The organism is Halomonas sp. EF61, assembly GCF_040147045.1.
GTDB classification, from domain to species: Bacteria; Pseudomonadota; Gammaproteobacteria; order Pseudomonadales; family Halomonadaceae; genus Halomonas; species Halomonas litopenaei.
The window spans coordinates 973,491-992,684 of the sequence record NZ_JAMSHM010000002.1 but is presented as its reverse complement, the minus strand read 5'-3'; the positions used below and the strand labels follow the sequence as shown (position 1 = coordinate 992,684).

The following is a 19,194-nucleotide window of genomic DNA, read 5'->3' as shown; positions in this document are numbered from 1 at the left end:
TGTGACGATGGATAGGCAGGGTTGGATAGAGCCGGACAGGCTTGGACAGCGCCGGGCAGGCTTGGACAGCGCCGGGAGCGTCATCCGGCACGGGCGAGTTCCTCGAGTTCGTCGGCGACACGCCTGATGATGGGGGCCGAGAGGTAGTGATCGACGCGGTCGGCCACATGGGTGATCAAGGCCTGGTCGCTTAGCTGTGCCGACCAGTCTTCACCACTGTGCTGCCTGTCGACCTGGCGGCGCTGCTGGGCACGCCATTTGGCACACCAGGTCAGCGACCATAGCCACATGGCGCGACGACAGGTGATCAGCGTCGACCAGTCGCTGTGATGGCCGTCTTCGGCCATCAGTTCCTGCCAGCGCCGATACAGCGCCACCAGATCCTCGACGAACAGCACCGCGCGGCTGTTGAGGTCCCAGGTGGTGGAGGTGTAAAGGCTCAGGTGGGCCAGGTCGAAGCCGGGTAGCGAATAGCGGCACTTTTCCAGATCCACCAGTACGGCGCATCCGTGAGGCGTGATCAGAAAGTTGCCGGGGTGAGCATCGAAGCTGATCAGGCGAATCTCGTCGTCGGCGATGCGAAGTCGCTCGGGGAGCTGTGCCAGTGCCTGTTCGATCAGGGCCGTGCTGGTGCGAGATAGCCCGGCCCTGGGGAGAAAGCGGGCCTGGGTGGCGATCTCGTCGAGCATCTCTCGCCAGGGATCCACCGGTGAGGCCAGGGGGGCGCGTTGATCGGGCAGCGGCAACCGGTGCAGGCTGGCCAGGGCCGAGGTCAGGGCCGGCAGGTCCGAGGGCAGGCTGGCGGGACGGCCATCGATAGCCTCCACCACCAGCGCGCCTCTGGGCAGCAGGTCGTCGCAGGGCAGCCAGTCATCGAGTCTGGGTGTATGACCACTGGCCTGGGCGCGATCGAAGCAGGCGACCTGATAGGCCAGGTTGGACGCCGCGTCCAGCCCCATCTGGCTCTGCTTGGGCAACCGCGCCAGCCAGCCGCCCTTGTCACTGCCGCCGGCCAGGCGCACATGCCAGTGGGCCAGGCCGGTATCGGCCAGCGGTTCCAGTCGATGCCCGGACAGAGGCCACCCATGGCGCGCGAGACTATGCTCGAGCGCTATCAGCGGCGGGCCCGGCGATGGGCTCTCCGTTCGCGATGACGGTGGCGTCGAGGCGCATCGCTCCATGTCGCGTTCCTTGGACGTAGTCAGCTGAGTCGGCAGGGGGCAACGATCCTTACACATTTTTTTCAGAAGATGCCACCGGGCGGACTTGGCCGAATCGAGACTGGGGTGGCGACAAGGCGGCGACAAGGCGGCGACAAGGCGGCGACAAGGCAAAGACAGGCTGGGTAGCAGCGTCGCCTTGCTCAGGTGGTTCTGGTAAACTGCGCCCCTTCCCGTGTCTCCACTACATCATGACAGCGCCAGGCTAACGCCTCCCGGTGCGCTGCTGTCGTGGAGAAACGGTCGGCCCTGGGCCGCTTGTCGCGATATCTCACAACCACTCCCCTTGGACCGCCTCATGATGCGATCGATCAAGCAAGACTGGTTTTCCAATATTAGGGGCGACGTGCTGTCCGGCATCGTCGTGGCCCTGGCGTTGATTCCGGAGGCCATCGCCTTCTCCATCATCGCAGGAGTCGATCCCAAGATTGGCCTCTACGCCTCCTTCTCCATGGCGGTGATCATCGCCTTCGCCGGTGGTCGGCCGGGGATGATCTCTGCCGCCACCGGCGCCATGGCACTGTTGATGGTGACCTTGGTCAAGGAGCACGGACTTCAATATCTGCTGGCCGCGACCCTGCTGACCGGGGTACTGCAGATCATCGCCGGCTATCTGCGCCTGGCCGACCTGATGCGTTTCGTCTCGCGCTCGGTGGTGACCGGCTTCGTCAACGCCCTGGCGATCCTGATCTTCATGGCCCAGCTGCCCGAGCTGACCAACGTCACCTGGCACGTCTACGCGATGACCGCGGCGGGTCTCGGCATCATCTATCTGTTCCCCTACGTGCCCAGGATCGGCAAGCTGCTGCCGTCCCCGCTGGTGTGCATCCTGGTGCTGACCGGCGTCTACCTGGCGACCGGCATGGACATCCGCACCGTCGGTGACATGGGCGAGCTGCCCGATACCCTGCCGATGTTCCTGTGGCCCGACGTGCCGCTGAATCTCGAGACCCTCGGCATCATCTTCCCCTATGCGGTCATGCTGACCGTGGTCGGTCTGCTCGAATCGATGATGACCGCCACCATCGTCGACGATCTGACCGATACCTCCAGCGACAAGAACCGCGAGTGCAAGGGCCAGGGTCTGGCCAACATCGGTACCGGTCTGCTCGGCGGCATGGCGGGCTGCGCGATGATTGGCCAGTCGGTGATCAACATCAAGTCCGGCGGGCGTGGACGCCTGTCTACCCTGCTGGCGGGGGTCTTCCTGCTGCTGATGGTGGTGTTCCTGTCGGACTGGGTCTCGCGCATCCCCATGGCGGCGCTGGTGGCGGTGATGATCATGGTGTCCATCGGTACCTTCAGCTGGAGTTCGCTGCGCGACCTCAAGAAGCACCCGATGTCCACCAATGTGGTGATGATCGCCACCGTGGCGGTAGTGGTGTGGACCCACAACCTGGCGATCGGTGTGTTCGTCGGTGTGCTGATCGCCGCGCTCAACTTCGCCAACAAGGTCGGCAACTTCCTGTACATCGCCAGTGACGAGCTGGAACAGCAAGAGGAGCTTGGCAAGGGACGGCGCTACCGCGTGGTCGGCCAGGTGTTCTTCGCCTCGTCTCAGCGTTTCTCCGCCGCCTTCGACTTCAAGGAAAGCGTCGAGAAGGTGGTCATCGACCTGTCACGTGCCCACTTCTGGGACATCACCGCGGTCCAGGCGCTGGACATGGTGGTGATCAAGTTCCGCCGTGAGGGCACCGACGTCGAGCTGATCGGGCTCAACGAGGCCAGCGCCACCATCGTCGATCGCTACGCCATCCACGATAACCCGGCGGCGGTGGAAAAGCTGATGGGTGGTCACTGAGGCAGGCGCCGAAGATGTGACGGGTGTGTGCCAGTTGGTGTAGAACTGGAGGTAACACCCGGATCGGGCTAGACAACAGGTCTGAGGGTCGCGCCCCGCTCGGGCGCGACGACAAGGCCACAATCGATGGAACGCGACGTCTGAGGACGCGCGTTCGCCCCCAACGCCAGGCAGGACGATTTCATGACAGAACAGGTGATGGCCGCCATCGACGGGTCCCAGTTTTCCGAAGGGGTCTGCGACTCTGCCGCCTGGGCCAGTCAGGCCCTCGATGCGCCGCTGACGTTTCTTCACGTGGTGGATAACCACCCCCAGACCGCCGAGGCCGATCTGTCCGGTAACCTGGGACTCGGCGCCAGGGAGCACCTGCTCGAGGAGCTGGCCAGTCTCGATGAGCGGCGGGCCAAGGTCGCCCAGGAGCATGGCCGCCTGATGCTCAAGGCGGCCAAGGATCGCGCCAGCGCCAGTGGTGTTGATGACCTGCATTGCCGACAGCGCAACGGCACCCTGGTGGAGACACTACTGGAGCTGGAAGACGAGATCCGCCTGCTGGTGATCGGCAAGCGGGGCGAGAGCGCCCAGCAGGCCAGCGAGCACCTGGGCTCGAATCTCGAGCGGGTGGTCCGCGGTCTGCATCGGCCGATTCTGATGGTGCCGGAGAGCTTCACGCCGCCGACCCGGGTGATGATCGCCTTCGATGGCAGCAAGACCACCCGCAAGGGCGTCGAGCTGCTGGCCAGGAGCCCGCTGTTCAAGGGGATCGCCTGTCACGTGGTGATGGTCGGTGCCGATACCGGTGATAACCGCACCCAGCTGGAGTGGGCGCTGGACAGCCTCAAGGGCGCCGGTCACGAGGCCCAGGGCGAGATTCGCGCCGGAGAGGTCGAGGAGACCCTGCGCGCCTACCAGAAGGACCACGCCATCGAGATGGTGGTGATGGGAGCCTATGGCCACTCGCGGATTCGTCATCTGCTGGTGGGCAGCACCACCACCAGTGTGCTCAGGCGCACCTCGCTGCCGGTGCTGCTGCTGCGCTGACGAGGCTTAGCCGACACGACATCGACCCGCCGCCGAATCCTGTTCGGCGGCGGGTCGTTTTTTATGCGTCTATGCGTCGTCGACGCGTTCCTGCTGCTGCGTCACCGGTTCGCGACCTTTGCCCTTCATCCTGCATAGCAGCCACTCCAGCGAGAGACAGCCGCCGCCGCGCAGGATCAGGGTGGCGAGGCTCGCCGCCCAGAGTCCGTGGGTGACCCAGGCCTCGGGATAGACGAAGGTCTGGATCACCAGGGTCATGATCAACAGCCCGAAGGCCGCCAGTCGTGTGGCAAGCCCCGCCCACAGCAGCAGCGACAACGAGAACTCGGCGAGTGTTGCCAGGTAGGCGGCCAGCACCGGTGAAATCAACGGCAGGGCGTATTCGTGCTCGAACAGGAAGAAGGTGCTGTCGGCGATACCGAACCCCTCCACCTTGGTCAGCGCCGACAGAAAGAACACGGCGCCGAGTACCAGGCGCATCAACGCCAGCACCAGATCCAGCGAACGACGTTCGAGCCAGGGGCAGAGTCGCCCATAGTAAGTGTCCAGCAGATTTGTCATCGGTGTCATGGGGTGCCTCGTAGCAAAGTGGGGGCGGCGTCCAGTACCGCGAGCGCGCCATGGCCGACCAGGGTGCCCAGGGCGTGGCCGAGCGCATCCTCTGCCACGCCGCGGTCGGCCAGTTCGCTCAGCGCCTGGGACAGCGAGGTCGGTGTGTCCAGCAAGCCGTACAACGCTGCGCTTGCCGCATCGAGTGGCCTAAGCCTGACCTGGCGACCCGAGCGGATCACCAGCCAGTGGCCGGCGCCTCGCTCGCCCAGGGGGGCGCCACCCTCTCCGCGCTCCAGCGCCTGCCACAGGGCTTCGACGTCATGTTGGCAACGGATGGTCCGGCTGGCCGGACGGGCCTGGACGAGCCGCTGGTCATCAAGGACGGCGCCGATATCGGACGCCTCCAGCGGCGCTGTCTCGGCGGCGTGACTGACCTGAAGCCGGGCGTGCTCGAGTCGCGCGATATCGGCAACGAACTGATAGGGCGCAAGCGCCGGTGCGCGCGCCAGAGCGTCGGCAAAGCCCTGGCCATAGCGGCTGAGTCGAGGGTCCTGCGGGGGGCTTGTGGCCACGAAACTCGCGGCCTCGGCGCTGAAGCAGCCCTCGCCCAGCAGGGTCAGGGTATGGGGAAAGGCTTCCTTCAGGGCCTCGATCAGGCTTGAGCGAATATTGTTGCGGTAGACGTCGAGCCCGGCCTTGTGGCCGAGCTGTGGTGGCGTCGCCTGGGGGCGATGCATGGCATCGATAAAGCTACGCTGCCAATCTAGCAGGCCGCTCATGGCGCTCTCCCTGTGTCTCGCACCGAGGCGCTGGCTGCCAGGGCGGTGCTCGCATCGGCGCCGGGGCCATGGGCAGCATGCTGATGCTGGCGTGCCAGGTCGACCTCCTGCATCCAGCGCTCTAGCGTCGGCACCCGGTTGTCCCACTCGATCAAAGTGGGCAGGCCGGGACGCCGGGCGAGCACCTGGCGGTAGCGCTGCCACACCGGCTCACTGACGGCACTGCCATGGTCGTCGATGTACAGCTCGCCGGCGGCATCGAGGCTGTGGCCGGCCAGGTGCCATTCGCCGACGGCGGCCCAGGGCACCTCGTCCAGATAGGCATCCAGGTCGCGTCCCAGATTGGCGGCGCTGATATAGGCGTTGTTGACGTCGAACAAGAGCCCACAGCCGGTCGTGTCCACCAGCCGCTGGAGGAACTCGGTCTCGCTGAAGCGATTGTCGAGGCTGACGTAGAGGCTCGGGTTCTCCACCAGCAGGCGGCGGCCGAGACGGTCCTGGGTGCGTGCGATATTGTCGCCGAGAACGCGCAGCGATTCCTCGGTCAGCGGCACCGGCAGCAGGTCGTTGTAGCTGTGGCCATCAAGACGGCTCCAGGCCAGGTGCTCGGAGACCAGCGCGGGGTTCAGGTGATCGACCAGGCGTGCAAGACGCTCCAGGTGGGCCGGGTCGATGCCCTCGGCACTACCCAGCGACAGGCCGACGCCGTGGACCGAGAGCGGGTAGCAGCGTTCCAGTTCATCGAGTCGATCCTGAAGGGGCCCGCCGGCGTTCATGTAGTTCTCGGCGTGTAGTTCGAGAAAGTCCGGGGCCTGGGGCACGTGAGCCGACTGGGCCGAGTGAGCCAGATGGACCAGCGCCTGCATATGCTGAAACTTGAGGCCGATACCGACCGCATTGGCCGCCATTGGCTGTGGCGCTGGCAAGGACGCCGAGACGGGCGTCTCGAGCGACTCGCGTGGATGGCTGGATGACAGGGAAGAGGGCATGGGCGATTCGCTATGGCTTGAGGCTTGGCGTGTGAACGTCACGGGAAGGCCGTAGCCTCCCCGTGGCGCCAGTGCTCTGGCTCAGGGGCGCTCGACCTCGCTCAGGCTGCCATTGCCGTGGGGCGTTTCGATATCGGTACAGGTGCCTTCCGGGACCAGGGTCCAGGCGTTGCCCTGGTAGTCGACGGTAGAGGTGCCGGCGCAGGTGGTGCCTGGCCCTGCCTTGCAGTCGTTCTCTCCGGCCAGGGCGACGCCGTAACACTTTTCCATGTCGCCATCGGCGGCCTGGACGGTGGCGATGGCGCCGGCTTGCGCCAGGGCGGTGGACAGCACGGCGGCCATCATGACGGAACGTTTCATTTGCAAACCCTCATATAAACGGTTGGGCGACAGCAGGACTGTCGTGACTATGTCGCCGGGGTGAGGGATACCTGACATCGCAAAAGAGGCAAAAGCGCGACAACAGACTATCTGGCGCAGGGAGAAGTTGGCTATATTGGGCGGCTGTCTAACGTTGCAGAGAAGACACTGGTGAAGAGGTGGTCGAATCGGCTGTCTTTTCGAGATTTTTTAGAAATACCGACTTTTTTGGAGAGAGCGATGAGCATTCAGCGTCACGACACCAAGACCCGCATGAGCCGCGCCGTCATCCACCACGGTGTTGCCTACCTGTGTGGTCAGGTCGCCGGACCGGACGCCCGTCAGGGGGATATCACCGCCCAGACCACCAGCATGCTGGAGCGTGTCGATGAGCTGCTGGCCGAGGTGGGCAGCGACCGCGAGCATCTGCTGAGCGCCACCATCTACCTGCAGAACGGCGAGGACTTTGCCGCCATGAACGCGGTATGGGACGCCTGGGTGCCGGAAGGCCACGCCCCCGCCCGTACCTGCGTGTGCGCGCCGATGCCGGCCAAGGAGCTGAAGGTCGAGATCACCGTCACCGCCGCCGTCAAGGGCCTGTAACAGAGCCCCAGTGACATAGCCGTTGACATAGCCGTCCGCTCGAACGACAACGCCGGCCCCGTGGCCGGCGTTGTCGTTTGTGTTGTTTTTGAGGCATTGGTCCTGGCGTCAGGGTGCGCCGGATAAAACGCCTGTGCCGCCCTTGAAGACGTCTTGTCTTCAGCGCAGGCAGGGATCTGCCCTTCAGCGCAGGCAGGGGTCTTCCATAGGTGGCTCACAAGGCCTCAGACGGCGGGCCAGGGCGTCGACGGCGATATTGAGCAGGGCGGTGATCACCAGCAGGGCGAAGGCCACGTCGAACATCAAGGTCTGGAAGGCGTCATCGATATTGTCGCCGAGGGTGGCGACCCCGAGCATGCCGAGCAGGGCGCTTTCGCGCAGGATCACCTCGGCGCGGTAGTAGACCAGTGCCAGCATGCCCGGGTACAGCCGCGGCAACAGCTCGTAGGCCAGCCGCCCCGAGGCCGGGAGTCCCGGCATGCCGGGCTCGATGGCCTGGGCGTGGCGACATACCAGAAAGGCGATCAGGGCGCCGTTATGCAGCGCCAGGGCCAGCCAGGCCGGCAGCAGCGATGGCCCCAGCAGCAACAGGAAGACGAAGGCCAGCATCAGCTCCGGGGTCGAACGCAGAAAGATCAGCACACCCTGGCCGATGCCCTGGCTGACGCGATTGCCGAAGTGGCGCGAGGCCAGGGGCCACAGCACCAGAGCGAGCAGCAGGGCGCCGACGGTGCCGAGCAGCCCCAGCAGCAGGGTATTGGCCACCGCGCCGACGAGGTCGGGCAGTCCGGCCAGCCAGCGGAGCACACCGCCGATGTCGCCCTCAAGCAAAGCGCGGGGCCAGATGTCTACGCTGACGAAGCGCCATAACAGGCCTGGGTCGATCTCGGGCCAGGGACCCAGCAACCACACGCTGGCCAGCCCCAGCGGCAGCAGCAGGCGCCGATGGGCCCACCAGGGCAGGGTGGCGATCAGCAGGTAAAAGGCCCACAGCAGGGCACCGGCCTCGAAGTAGCGGCCCTCGCGAAAGGCGCTCTCGAGCTGGTAGCCCAGCGTCGGCAGACCGACAAAACCCAGCAGCACGCTGCTTCTGAGCGCGCACTCGAAGCGGTAGCGGGTGTAGGCGGCCAGTTGGGCGAAGGCCTGGGGCAGCTCGGTATAGGCCAGCCGGGCAAGGCGCCCGGCACCCTCGGGCAGCGCCGCCTGGGGCGCCTGGGGCGTCTGCTCGAGGATCTCGGCGTAGACCTTGGCGAAGATGCCGGCGTAGGGGATCGCCAGGGCCGCCAGGGCGGTCAGCGCGGACAACCCGAACACCTGCAGGAACAGCAGCGCCCAGAACAGCTCATGTACCGCCCGCACCGCGGCACTGGCCGCGCGCACCAGGCGTGAGCGGGCGTAGACCAGCGCCAGGGGCAGCCCCAGCACCACGCCGGCCAGGGTGCCCCAGAAGGCCACCGCGATGGTAAGGCCGATGGCCTGCAGGGGCGTCTCGATGGCGCCGAAGTCAGGCAGCGCCAGGCCCATTGCCATGCGTCCGAGTTCGCCCCAGGGATCGCGGCTCAACACTTCGAGGTCGGCCAGCGGAATCGCCAGGACAGCCAGCACCACCAGCCACAGGCTGTGGCGTGCCAGGCGGGCACCGATACCGTCGCCGGCCAACAGGCCTGGGCGTGTCGCTTGCGCGGCGCTCACGGTCGTGCCTGCTCCTCGCCGGGCTGGTGCGAGGCGTGGCGAGCGCTGGCCTCGGCCGGCGAATCGCTGTTGTCGTCGCGAGCAGGGCTGGGAGCAGCGGGAGAAGAGGCCGTGCGTGACGCACTGGGGTAGAGCGCGTCGAGATCATCGAGGCTTAGATCTTGGCTGGGCGCGTCGAGCACCACGCGACCGCCGGCCAGCCCCCAGACGCGATCGAAGTGGCTCAGCGCCAGCTCGCGCTGGTGCAGCGCCATCACCGTGGCAGCGTGCTGGGCATCGATTCGATCGAGCAGCGCCATGGCCTGGTGGGGGTCGACGCTGGCGACCGGCTCGTCACCGAGAAAGACCTGGCGACGCTGATAGAGTGCACGGGCGATGGCGACTCGCTGGCGCTGGCCACCCGACAGCCGACCTACCGGGCGCCTGATGGCGCCTTCGAGCCCTAGTTCAGCGCACAGACTTGAGACATCTTCCCAGGCCTGGCGCAGCGGCCTGACCAGGTTCCACAGGTTGACCAGCGCCGAGTGGCGCTCCAGCCTGCCCATGTAGACGTTATGGTAGACCGATAGCTGAGGCACCAGGCCGTGGTACTGGGGACACCAGGCGGCGTGGCGGCCAAGACGGCGGCGCAGTTCCGCCAGCAGGGTGGACTTGCCGACGCCGCTTTCCCCGAGCAGGGCGACGCGCTCGCCGGGCGCAAGGCGAAGGTGGACGTCATGCAGCACCCTGTGGTCGGCGTGGCCCAGGTCGACCCCGTCGAGGATCAGTGTCGGGAAGTCACCGTGGCCGTTGTCCCGGCCGCCGGTGACCTGACGTTGGCCATCGTCCATCAGCGCAGCAGGCCGAGGCTCTCGGCGACCGTCTCGATGGGGGCGTACATGCTGTTGTCGGCGGGAATGAAGCCGGAACGCGGGAAGCTCTCCAGCAGTTCGGGATCTTCCATCTCGAGCAGTGCCTGGCGAACCCTGTCGGTAAAGCCTTCGCCGAAGGCCTCATCGGCGTCGCCGCGCAGGGTCCACTGGTAGTCCGGGTAGCTTGGGGTAGACCAGATCACGCTGACCTTGTCGGTGTCGACATCGCCATTTTCCAGCGCCGCGTCCCATACCTTGAAGTTGACCGCGCCCAGCTCGTAGGTGCCGGCCTCGACCAGGGCGATGGTGCGTGAGTGATCACCGGAGAAGCCGACCCGTGAGAACAGCTCTTCCGGCGCGGCGTCGAAGCGCTCGCGCAGGTAGTGCTCCGGCATCAGGCGACCGGAAGTGGAGGTCTTGGCGCCAAAGGTGAAGGTCTTGCCCTCGATCTCTTCGGGCAGCTGGTCGGCGGCCTCGAGTCCGGTGCTGGAGTGGGCGATGAAATAGCTCTCGAAGGCCGCATCCTCGACGCCCTGGGCCAGCGCCTGGGAACCGGGCACCAGACGACGGGCCTGGACACCGGACAGACCGCCGAACCAGGCCAGCTGAACCTGGTCGTTGCGGAAGGCGGTGACCGCCGCACCGTAGGACTTCACCGGCACGTACTCGACCTCGACCTCGAGCGTCTCGGACAGATAGTCGGCCACCCGCGAGAAGCGCTCCACCAGACGCGATTCGTCCTCGTCGGGGATGGCGGTGAAGCGGAAGGTCTCGGTCTGCTCGGCCAGCGTCGGCAGGCTGAACAGCCCCAGGCTCAAGACGGTCAGAACGGAGGTCAGGGATGGCAGTGATCGCATGAGGCTTCCTGGCAATGGTGTGGATGGCGGCGTGCGGACAGGGACGCAAGACAGGCCGCTATTGTTGTGCCAATACGCTAAGGAGGCAAGCCGAGGAGCGGGCCTGACGTTGTTGTCACTCGTCGACGCTGTACCTTGTGCTGCGCAGGCTGTCCTTGATCTTCTTGAGGTGGTGCAGGAAGTCCTCGCCGCGACGCAGGGTGACGCCGGTGGCCAGCACGTCGATCAGCGCAAGCTGTACCATGCGTGAGGTCATCGGCATGTAGTGGTCGGTGTCTTCGGGCGCGCTGACCGCAAGGGTTTCGGTGCACTGGCGCGACAAAGGTGAGTCCGGCGCGGTGATACCGAGCACCACGGCACCGTTTTCACGGGCCAGGGCGGCGATGTCGACCAGTTCCCGGGTGCGCCCGGTATAGGACAGTACCACCACCACGTCGCCGGTGTGGCAGGCCGAGGCGACCATGCGTTGCATCAGTACGTCGATGTAGGCGCTGACCGGCAGGTTGAAGCGAAAGAACTTGTGCTGGGCGTCCTGGGCCACCGCGCCGGAGGCACCGAGTCCGAAGAAGTGGATCTGCTTGGCCTGGATCAGGTAGTCGACCATGCGCTCGATGCGCTCGGGAGCGACCTCCCGACTGGCGAGGTCCAGCGCCGCGATGGTGGCGCCGAAGATTTTGCCGCTGTAGGCCTCGGCACCGTCATCGGGTTCCACCGCCTGGCTGACATAGGGGGTGCCGCCGGCCAGGCTCTGGGCCAGCTGGATCTTGAAGTCGGGATAGCCCTTGGCCTCGAAATTTCGGCAGAAGCGATTGACGGTGGGTTCGCTGACCGAGGCAGCTTGAGCCAAACTGGCGATACTCATGCCGGTTGCGGCGGCGGGGTCGGCCAGAATGACGTCGGCGACCTTGCGCTCGGAGCGGTTGAGCTCGTCGAGGCGGGTGCGAATGCGTTCGATAAGGTCGTGGCGAACCATGGTCGAGGTCGGCTCCGTGACGAAAGGCGCGGGCAACTGCGCGGTGGTGCGCGGGCAGCGGCGCATTTATTGGGGTACCCGAGACAATTCTCTCTGGGGATGTGGTGATTTAACTACGTATTGGCGGCTATCCTAGCGCTCCACCGATCTACATCCAACGTATAAGCGCGCCAGCGGGATATTTTGTGTAAGTTTACAAAATATTTTTCAATCTGGCCGTCGAAAGTTGACCATTTTTTTGTAAACTTAGATACCCTGACGGTAAGCAGGACACATCTCGCTCGATAGCCTTCTGCGATATCCAGGGGTCTACCACCAAACGAGGACGGTTATGACACGACACACCCGATCCGGTGACGCCGAGCGTACCGACATCGATCTGGCGTTGTTCGGCGCCCTGGGCGACCTGTCTCGCCGCAAGCTGTTCCCGGCGCTCTACCAGCTGGACCGCGAGGGACTCTTGCATGACGACACCCGGCTTCTTGGCCTGGCGCGTCAGGACATCGACCAGGAGGCCTTCCGCGAGCGCATCCATGGCGCCTTGAAGGAATACGTCAAGTCGAGCGAGCTCGATGACAAGGTGGTCGCCCGTTTCCTCGATCGCCTGTCCTTCCTGTCGGTGGACTTCACCACGGTGGAAGGCTATGGCGCCATCGCAGAGTGGCGTGAGCAGGGCGGTCAACAGCGCCCGTTGGTGGTCTATCTGGCGGTGGGGGCGAGCCTGTATGGCGATATCTGCCGCCACCTCGAGGCCAGTGGCAGCCTGGACGAGCAAAGCCGCGTGGTGGTGGAGAAGCCGATCGGCTACGACCTGGAGTCGTCGCGGGAGGTCAACGATGCGGTGGGGGCGGTGTTCCCCGAGTCACGGGTCTATCGTATCGACCACTACCTGGGCAAGGAGACGGTGCAGAACCTGATCGCGCTGCGCTTTGCCAATCCGCTGTTCGGAACCCAGTGGAACCAGAACCATATTTCCCACGTGGAGATCACGGTGGCCGAGAAGGTCGGCATCGAGGGCCGCTGGGGCTACTTCGACGAGGCTGGCCAGCTCAGGGACATGGTCCAGAACCACCTGCTGCAGCTGGTCTGCCTGATCGCCATGGACCCGCCGGCCAACCTCGACGCCGACGCCATCCGCGACGAGAAGGTCAAGGTGCTCAAGGCGCTCAAGCCGTTCACCGACGACATGATCGGACGTGACGTGGTGCGCGGGCAGTACACCGCCGGCACCAGCGATGGCAACAGCGTGCCCGGCTATCTCGAGGAAGAAGGCGCCAATACCCGCAGCCATACCGAGACCTTCGTGGCGATGAAGACCGAGGTGTCCAACTGGCGCTGGGCCGGCGTGCCCTTCTACCTGCGTACTGGCAAGCGCATGCCCGAGAAGCTGTCACAGATCGTGATCCACTTTCGTCAGCAGCCGCACTATATCTTCGACCCGGATCAGCGGGCGCTGGCCGCCAACAAGCTGATCATCCGGCTGCAGCCGGAGGAAGGTATCCGCCTCGAGGTGCTGACCAAGGACAGTGGTCTCGACAAGGGCATGCGCCTGCGCCGTGGCCCGCTGCACCTGGACTTCAACAGCGCCTTCCCCAAGGCACGTATCCCCGACGCCTACGAGCGTCTGCTGCTCGAAGTCATGAAGGGTCAGCAGTACCTGTTCGTTCGCCGTGACGAGGTCGAGCATGCCTGGCACTGGTGCGACGAGCTGATCGCTACCTGGCAGGATCGTGACGAGCCGCCGCGCCGCTATCCGGCAGGCTCCTGGGGACCGGTGGCCTCCATCGCCATGATCACCCAGGACGGACGCAGCTGGTACGAGGACTACTGACATGAGCAGCGAGCAACTTTCTCCGTCCCCCCGCGAGCAACTGGCGCACCAGTTGGCGCAGACCGTGGCCACGGCGCTGCGCGAGGATCTGTCGTCCCAGGATCGCGCCCTGCTGATCGTGTCCGGCGGCTCCACCCCGGTGCCGTTCTTCGAGGCACTGTCCCAGGAAACACTGCCCTGGGATCGGGTCGACGTGACCCTGGCCGACGAGCGCTGGGTCGCTGCCGAGGCCGACGATTCCAACGCCCGGCTGGTCAGGAAGCACCTGCTGATCAACCGGGCCGAGGCAGCCACCTTTGTCCCGCTCACCACCGAACACGATACCCCCGAGGAAGGCACCGACGAGGTCGCCCAGCGACTGATGGGCCTGTCCTGGCCGGCATCGGTAGTGATCCTGGGGATGGGCGGCGATGGCCATACCGCCTCACTTTTTCCTGACAGTCGCGAACTGGACCTGGCACTGAGCACCGATGCCCATGTGGTGGCGGTGCGCACACCGAGCCAGCCCCAGGCGCGCATTACCCTGAGCGCCGAGCGCCTGCACCATGCCCGCCGCCATTACCTGCACCTGACCGGTGACGACAAGCGCGCCGTGCTGGGAAGCGCCATGGCCGGTGACAACGTACGTGAACTGCCCATTCGTGCCTTTCTTAGCTGCCCGCTGGCCGTCTACTGGGCGCCCTGATTTCCTGGAGCCACGCTCATGACCATTGAAAAACAGCTTCCGTCTACCCGCACCACCGAGCTCGACAGCATCTGCCTGAAGGCCGAGGTGATCCCGGTGATCGTCATCGATCGCATCGAGGACGCCGTGCCCATGGGCCGCGCCCTGGTCGAAGGTGGTCTCAGCGTGCTCGAGGTGACCCTGCGCACCGACTGCGCGATCGAGGCCATCGCCCGGCTGAAGAAGGAGCTGCCCCAGGCCAGCATCGCCGCCGGTACCGTGCTGACACCTGCCCAGTATCGTCAGGTCGAGCAGGCCGGTGCCGACTTCGTGGTGACCCCGGGCGCCACCGAGGCGCTTTACCGTTACGGCGTCGAGAGCCCGGTGCCGATGTTGCCGGGGGTGGCCACCATCTCCGAGCTGATGACCGGCTGGCAGTACGGCTATCGTCGCTTCAAGTTCTTCCCGGCCGAAGCCAGCGGTGGCGTCAAGGCGCTCAAGGCCTTCGCCGGCCCCATCGGCGAGGCTCGCTTCTGCCCCACCGGCGGCATCAACCTGGGCAACGCCTCCGAGTACCTGGCGCTGCCTAACGTCATGTGCGTGGGCGGCTCCTGGCTGACCCCGAAGTCGCTGGTCGACGCCGGTGACTGGGACGCCATCCGCGCCCTGGCCAAGGAAGCCGCGGACCGTTTCCATCACTGAAGCCATCACCGAATGCTCGATGACGAAGCGGCGCTGGCCGCTTCGTCGTGACACCTGAGCTCTCTGCACCGGAAGGGCGTCATGCCTATCCATGTGCTCTCTCGACAGCTGGTGCTGTCCTTGATCCGGCCTCTGGCCGGATTTTTTTTATCCGCCGCCATGGGATGATGGTTGCCTGAGCGAGCGGAGAAAAACCTATGAAACTGTTGATACTGGGCGCGACGGGGTTGGTGGGTAGTGAGGTGCTGCGCCAGGCATTGGCCCATCCCGACGTCACCGAGGTGCGGGCACCGGTGCGCCGACCGCTGACGCTGGCGCACCCAAGGCTAGCCGCCCCGGTCGTCGATTTCGCCGATCTGGAGTCACTGCGACCGGACAAGACTGGACGAGGTGATGCACCGGCGCCGGCGGGGAATGACGAGTGGTGGAAGGCGGATGGCGTGATCTGCGCACTGGGTACCACCCTCAAGGCCGCCGGCTCGCGAGAGGCCTTTCGACGTGTGGATCTCGAGTTGCCGCTGTGGTTTGCCCGCCACGCCAGAGCCGCCGGTGCCGCGCGTTTTGCCTTGAACTCGGCACTGGGCGCCGATCGCGGCTCACGCTTCTTCTATTCCCGGGTCAAGGGCGAACTGGAAGCCGCAATGACCAAACTCGACTACCCGAGCCTGACTCTGGTCAGGCCGGGCCTGATCGACGGCGAGCGCGCCGAGGTGCGCCACGCCGAGCGCCTGGGGCTCGCGCTTTCTCGCGGTCTGCGTCCGCTGCTGCCACGCCAGTGGCGTCCCAGTCCGGTGGCCCGCATCGCCGAGGCGCTGGTGCAGGGCGCCATCAGCGCGCCTGCCGGAAGGCATCTGGTGGAGGCCAGGGACCTGGCCTGACCCAAGCCGTCAACGCAGTGATGGAATAGGCCGTCAATGAACCTAGGATTGCTTTACCGCGTGCTTGGACTACCAGGATTGCGCTTTCTGCTTCTGGTGGTGGGGTACAGCGTCGGTCATGAGATCGCCGATGTCCTGGGCAGGGAGTACCGGGGTGGTGTGTCCTGGGGGATGACCCTGGGCTACTACTCGTGGGGGGTTGTGTTGCTGTCGCTGGTCGAAGGAGTCGTGGTGTACCGCTGGTCGCGGCGCTGGGTCAGGCTCGAGTGGTTGGCGGCAACGATCACCGCGGCCATCGTGCTGACCTTCACGGGGATCCTGACTGGACACTCGGGCGCATGGGCGCACCCTTATCGTCTGGCCTGGTTCCAGGGCTGCGCGGTGGCTGCCATCTTTCTGCCGCTGATCGTCCACAGGCTGGTCAATCGCTGGCGCCATGCCAGGGCGGGGAGGCGATAAGCCCTGGCATGGCGGCGGGGGACTTTCGGGTCACCCGAGGTTGTCGTGATGTCAGCTGTCGATCACGTCTTCGCGGCGCGGCAGGGCCGCGTAGGCGCCGGGGCGCGTCACCGCGTGGGCGCCGCAGCGACAGGCCAGGGTCAGGGCGCGTTCGAGGAAGGCCTCGTCGTGCTGCCAGTTGGGGCGCTGCCAGTCGTGGTCGGCCAGCGCCGCTAGCAGACCGCCGATAAAGGCATCGCCACCGGCGGTGGTATCGACCGCCTTGACCGGCGGCGGTGTCATGCGCTTGACGCCCTGGGTGGTGTGGGCGGCGACCGCACCGGGACCATCGGTGATCACGATCAGGCGAGCACCGGCGGCCAGGCGTTCGGCCAGCCAGTCGTCACGCGGGTGGTCACCCCGCAGGGCGTCGAGTTCATCGGTGGACAGCTTGATCAGGTCGGCCTGGTCGAGCAGGCGGGTGACCAGGCCGACGTCGATGCTGTGCTCGGGCCAGAGGTTGTGACGCAGGTTGGCATCGACGCTGACCAGACAGCCTGCCCGGGAGGCCATCTCGGTGATCGCCAGGGAGGTAGCGGCGATGGCATCGTCCGTAAGGCTGTTGCTGCACAGGTGGACGATGGCGGGCTCGCTGAACACCCCATGGGGCAGATGCTCGGTGCGATACAACAGGTCGGCGGCGGGAGGACGATAGAAGTCGAAGGTGCGCTCGCCGTCTGCGTCGCGGGAGACGAAGGCAAGGGCGGTGCGGGCCTCGCGGGTGCGCGACACGCCGGAGACGTCGACGCCGTGGTGCTCGAGCTCACGGGCCAGGAAGTCGCCGAAGTGGTCGTCGCCCAGCATGCCGAGAAAGCGACTGGTCAGACCCAGTCGCGCACAGGCCACGGCCACGTTGGCCGGCGCGCCACCGGCGTAGGGGGTGAAGGTCTCTGGTCCCTCGGCGGCATCACCGAGATGGCTGGAGAGCATATCGACCAGGGCTTCACCAAAGGCGATCACGGGGGTCATGGCGGGATTCCTCGTCGATCAGTGGTTGTCGGCCAGCGACAGGGTGGTGCCGAGCATATGCTGGGCGCCGGGTACCAGCCACACCGGATCGAGGCGGGTGTTGGCGGACTCGACGCACAGAAAACGGCGGGCGGCGTCCAGCGGGGTGTCCGGGTTGGGTGTCTCGCCGGGATTCCACACCACCACCGAGTCGCTGTTCTGGCGAGCCACTCGCAGGCGGCGCTGGCCGTCATCGAGCACCACCTCGGCGTTGGAATGATAGATGCGATCGACGCCTTCACGGACCCCGAGCTCACCCACCTGCTCGCTCTCGGCGAAGCCCTTGAGCTTGTCCAGGTAGCGGGCCCCGACGAGGCCTTCGACGCGGCAGGCGAAGACCTGATCCACCGCCAGATAGCTGTGCAGGGCGGCGGTCATCTTCACCGGCGTCTCGCCCAGGTGCTCGGTGATTAGCTCCACGTGCAGACGCTGGGCGTTGGCCTGGACCACCGCACGGGGATGCAACTGGCTGTGCAGGCGCTGTGGCAGTGACAGGTGCACCTCGACGCCGTCTTCGTGCTCGTCCACCGCGTCCAGTTGCCAGTCGGCCTTGCGCGCCGGGCCGTGCATCGGGCCGGAGCGGTCGGGGGACTCGTCGGCGGTGTTCTCGTCGGCGAACCACGGCCAGCACAGGGGGATGCCGCCACGAATCGCACCCGGCACGTCCTGGGGCGTTGGGGTCACCCACAGCCAGCCAGCGGGCACCAGCGGATCATCCGCACCGCTATCGACGGTGGCTTTGGCGGGAGAAGCGCCTGCGGCTCGCGTGGGGTCGGACGCAGGTTGAAAGTGAAGCACCTGGGCGCCCTGCAACGAGATCGCCAGCTGGCCCCAGCTCTCGTTGGCCACCCAGATGTCGCGGCCGGCCCAGTGGATGTGCCCCTGGCCCTCTACCTCGTCGATACGTGTCTTGAGCGTTGCCGGAATCATTCGACCTCCTCGTTGTGGAGCGCCTCGGCGGCGCCCAGCAGCCCCGTCCACGGGGCCGTGACCACCTGGATGGAGATGGCTTCGTTGTAAGGGCGCATCCTTCCCTTGTTGCAGAAGGCGCTGAGAAACCCACTGTGAGGCAGCCAGTCGATCAGCCGTGGCACGATGCCACCACACAGGTAGACGCCGCCTCTCGCACCCAGGGTCAGCGCAGCGTCGCCCGCCACGTCGCCGAGGATCTTGAGAAAGCGCAGAATGGTATCACGCCCCAGCGGGTCGCCGCGGTTGGCGGCCTCGGTGACCTGAGCCGGCGTGCTGGCGCTGGCCTCCAGACCATCGATCTCGGCCAGTACCCGATAAAGGTCCAGCAGTCCCTGGCCGCACAGGATGCGTTCCACACTGACGCGGCCATAGCGACGGTGGAGGCGTCGATAGATCTCGAGCTCCTGTTCGTCGGTGGGCGCGAAGCTGGCATGGCCACCCTCGTTGGGCAGTGGCACCCAGGCGCGCCGTGCCGGGAAGAGGCCAGCCATGCCGAGGCCAGTGCCCGGTCCGATGACCAGTCGAGCGGCGTGCCCTTCGGCCTCGCCGGTCTGGATGCTGACCAGATCATGCGAATCGACGTGGGGGACGCCGAGCGCCTGAGCCATGAAGTCGTTGATGACCTTGAAGTCATCCAGGGCAAGGTCACGCTTGACCTCGCCCTTCAGAAAGCTCCAGTGATTGTTGGACATGCTGACCCGTTCAGCGTGCACCGGACAGGCGAACGCCAGGCACGCCTCCCGCGGGGCCTTCTCGCCGCTGGCGCCCACCCGCTCGAGGTAGTCACGGGCAGCTTCCACCACGCCGGGATAGCCGGCACAGGGCAGGGTCAGGATGTCGTGGGGGGCAGTCTTGCCCGGCGACACCAGCGCGAAGCGTGCGTTGGTGCCGCCGATGTCCCCGATCAGCGCTTGGCGTGTCATGGG

Annotated in this window: 20 protein-coding genes; 8 read left to right on the top strand and 12 right to left on the bottom strand. The window is 65.8% G+C overall.

Features of this window, described 5'->3' with window-relative positions; translation table 11 throughout:
• Positions 1 to 80: 80 nt before the first annotated feature.
• Positions 81 to 1,181: an aminoglycoside phosphotransferase family protein gene (locus tag NFI08_RS13250; RefSeq protein ID WP_240184171.1), complete on the bottom strand. Its 1,101-nt coding sequence runs from the start codon at positions 1,179 to 1,181 to the stop codon at positions 81 to 83.
• Between the two features lie 337 nt (positions 1,182 to 1,518).
• Between NFI08_RS13250 and NFI08_RS13245 the strand changes: the two genes are divergently transcribed.
• A complete protein-coding gene (locus NFI08_RS13245; RefSeq protein ID WP_045991010.1) occupies positions 1,519 to 3,021 on the top strand; it encodes a SulP family inorganic anion transporter in 1,503 nt (500 codons plus the stop codon).
• Positions 3,022 to 3,204: 183 nt separating this feature from the next.
• Positions 3,205 to 4,059, top strand: coding sequence for a universal stress protein (locus NFI08_RS13240; protein ID WP_108448124.1), 855 nt, complete (start codon positions 3,205 to 3,207; stop codon positions 4,057 to 4,059).
• Between the two features lie 69 nt (positions 4,060 to 4,128).
• Here NFI08_RS13240 and NFI08_RS13235 read toward each other — a convergent pair whose 3' ends face one another.
• From NFI08_RS13235 to NFI08_RS13220, 4 genes are all read right to left on the bottom strand, one after another.
• The gene (locus NFI08_RS13235; RefSeq protein WP_108448125.1) at positions 4,129 to 4,629 is read right to left on the bottom strand and encodes a DoxX family protein; all 501 of its coding nucleotides are present in this window, start codon (positions 4,627 to 4,629) and stop codon (positions 4,129 to 4,131) included.
• A complete protein-coding gene (locus tag NFI08_RS13230; protein ID WP_108448126.1) occupies positions 4,626 to 5,390 on the bottom strand; it encodes an HvfC/BufC N-terminal domain-containing protein in 765 nt (254 codons plus the stop codon). The genes NFI08_RS13235 and NFI08_RS13230 overlap by 4 nt, the downstream gene beginning before the upstream one ends.
• Positions 5,387 to 6,379 (bottom strand): MNIO family bufferin maturase, encoded by a 993-nt coding sequence (gene bufB / locus NFI08_RS13225; RefSeq protein WP_240184172.1) that lies wholly within the window; start codon positions 6,377 to 6,379, stop codon positions 5,387 to 5,389. Before bufB ends, NFI08_RS13230 begins: the two co-directional genes overlap by 4 nt.
• Positions 6,380 to 6,460: 81 nt before the next feature.
• Positions 6,461 to 6,739 (bottom strand): BufA1 family periplasmic bufferin-type metallophore, encoded by a 279-nt coding sequence (locus NFI08_RS13220; protein ID WP_045991014.1) that lies wholly within the window; start codon positions 6,737 to 6,739, stop codon positions 6,461 to 6,463.
• Positions 6,740 to 6,979: 240 nt separating this feature from the next.
• Between NFI08_RS13220 and NFI08_RS13215 the strand changes: the two genes are divergently transcribed.
• Positions 6,980 to 7,342, top strand: coding sequence for a RidA family protein (locus tag NFI08_RS13215; RefSeq protein WP_045991015.1), 363 nt, complete (start codon positions 6,980 to 6,982; stop codon positions 7,340 to 7,342).
• 183 nt (positions 7,343 to 7,525) lie between these two features.
• Here the strand turns inward: NFI08_RS13215 and NFI08_RS13210 are convergent, their stop codons facing one another.
• The 4 genes from NFI08_RS13210 to NFI08_RS13195 form a co-directional block, all read right to left on the bottom strand.
• Positions 7,526 to 9,034 (bottom strand): ABC transporter permease subunit, encoded by a 1,509-nt coding sequence (locus NFI08_RS13210; protein ID WP_349589902.1) that lies wholly within the window; start codon positions 9,032 to 9,034, stop codon positions 7,526 to 7,528.
• Positions 9,031 to 9,864, bottom strand: a complete 834-nt coding sequence (locus tag NFI08_RS13205; protein ID WP_349589899.1) for an ATP-binding cassette domain-containing protein — start codon at positions 9,862 to 9,864, stop codon at positions 9,031 to 9,033. Before NFI08_RS13205 ends, NFI08_RS13210 begins: the two co-directional genes overlap by 4 nt.
• A complete protein-coding gene (locus tag NFI08_RS13200) occupies positions 9,864 to 10,742 on the bottom strand; it encodes a putative selenate ABC transporter substrate-binding protein (RefSeq protein WP_185696366.1) in 879 nt (292 codons plus the stop codon). Before NFI08_RS13200 ends, NFI08_RS13205 begins: the two co-directional genes overlap by 1 nt.
• A 115-nt stretch (positions 10,743 to 10,857) precedes the next feature.
• A complete protein-coding gene (locus tag NFI08_RS13195; protein ID WP_045991062.1) occupies positions 10,858 to 11,715 on the bottom strand; it encodes a MurR/RpiR family transcriptional regulator in 858 nt (285 codons plus the stop codon).
• A 331-nt stretch (positions 11,716 to 12,046) separates the two neighbouring features.
• Between NFI08_RS13195 and zwf the strand changes: the two genes are divergently transcribed.
• The 5 genes from zwf to NFI08_RS13170 all read left to right on the top strand — a co-directional run bounded on the left by zwf (position 12,047) and on the right by NFI08_RS13170 (position 16,249).
• Entirely contained in the window at positions 12,047 to 13,546 is a 1,500-nt protein-coding gene (gene zwf, locus NFI08_RS13190) for a glucose-6-phosphate dehydrogenase (protein WP_349589895.1), read from the top strand.
• 1 nt (position 13,547) lies between these two features.
• Positions 13,548 to 14,231 (top strand): 6-phosphogluconolactonase, encoded by a 684-nt coding sequence (pgl, locus tag NFI08_RS13185; RefSeq protein ID WP_108448131.1) that lies wholly within the window; start codon positions 13,548 to 13,550, stop codon positions 14,229 to 14,231.
• A gap of 18 nt (positions 14,232 to 14,249) precedes the next feature.
• Positions 14,250 to 14,912, top strand: a complete 663-nt coding sequence (locus NFI08_RS13180; RefSeq protein ID WP_045991018.1) for a bifunctional 4-hydroxy-2-oxoglutarate aldolase/2-dehydro-3-deoxy-phosphogluconate aldolase — start codon at positions 14,250 to 14,252, stop codon at positions 14,910 to 14,912.
• A 197-nt stretch (positions 14,913 to 15,109) separates the two neighbouring features.
• A complete protein-coding gene (locus NFI08_RS13175; protein ID WP_108448132.1) occupies positions 15,110 to 15,790 on the top strand; it encodes a Rossmann-fold NAD(P)-binding domain-containing protein in 681 nt (226 codons plus the stop codon).
• A 36-nt stretch (positions 15,791 to 15,826) separates the two neighbouring features.
• Positions 15,827 to 16,249: a hypothetical protein gene (locus tag NFI08_RS13170; protein ID WP_108448133.1), complete on the top strand. Its 423-nt coding sequence runs from the start codon at positions 15,827 to 15,829 to the stop codon at positions 16,247 to 16,249.
• 51 nt (positions 16,250 to 16,300) lie between these two features.
• On the opposite strand, the gene NFI08_RS13165 is transcribed toward NFI08_RS13170, so the two are convergent.
• From NFI08_RS13165 to glk, 3 genes are read right to left on the bottom strand one after another with little or no spacing between them, the layout of a single operon-like run.
• Positions 16,301 to 17,257, bottom strand: coding sequence for a carbohydrate kinase family protein (locus tag NFI08_RS13165; protein WP_108448134.1), 957 nt, complete (start codon positions 17,255 to 17,257; stop codon positions 16,301 to 16,303).
• Between the two features lie 18 nt (positions 17,258 to 17,275).
• Positions 17,276 to 18,226: a D-hexose-6-phosphate mutarotase gene (locus tag NFI08_RS13160; protein WP_108448135.1), complete on the bottom strand. Its 951-nt coding sequence runs from the start codon at positions 18,224 to 18,226 to the stop codon at positions 17,276 to 17,278.
• Positions 18,223 to 19,191 carry a glucokinase gene (gene glk / locus NFI08_RS13155; protein ID WP_108448136.1) on the bottom strand — a complete coding sequence of 323 codons (969 nt, stop codon included), beginning with the start codon at positions 19,189 to 19,191 and terminating at the stop codon, positions 18,223 to 18,225. The genes NFI08_RS13160 and glk overlap by 4 nt, the downstream gene beginning before the upstream one ends.
• Positions 19,192 to 19,194: the final 3 nt, after the last annotated feature.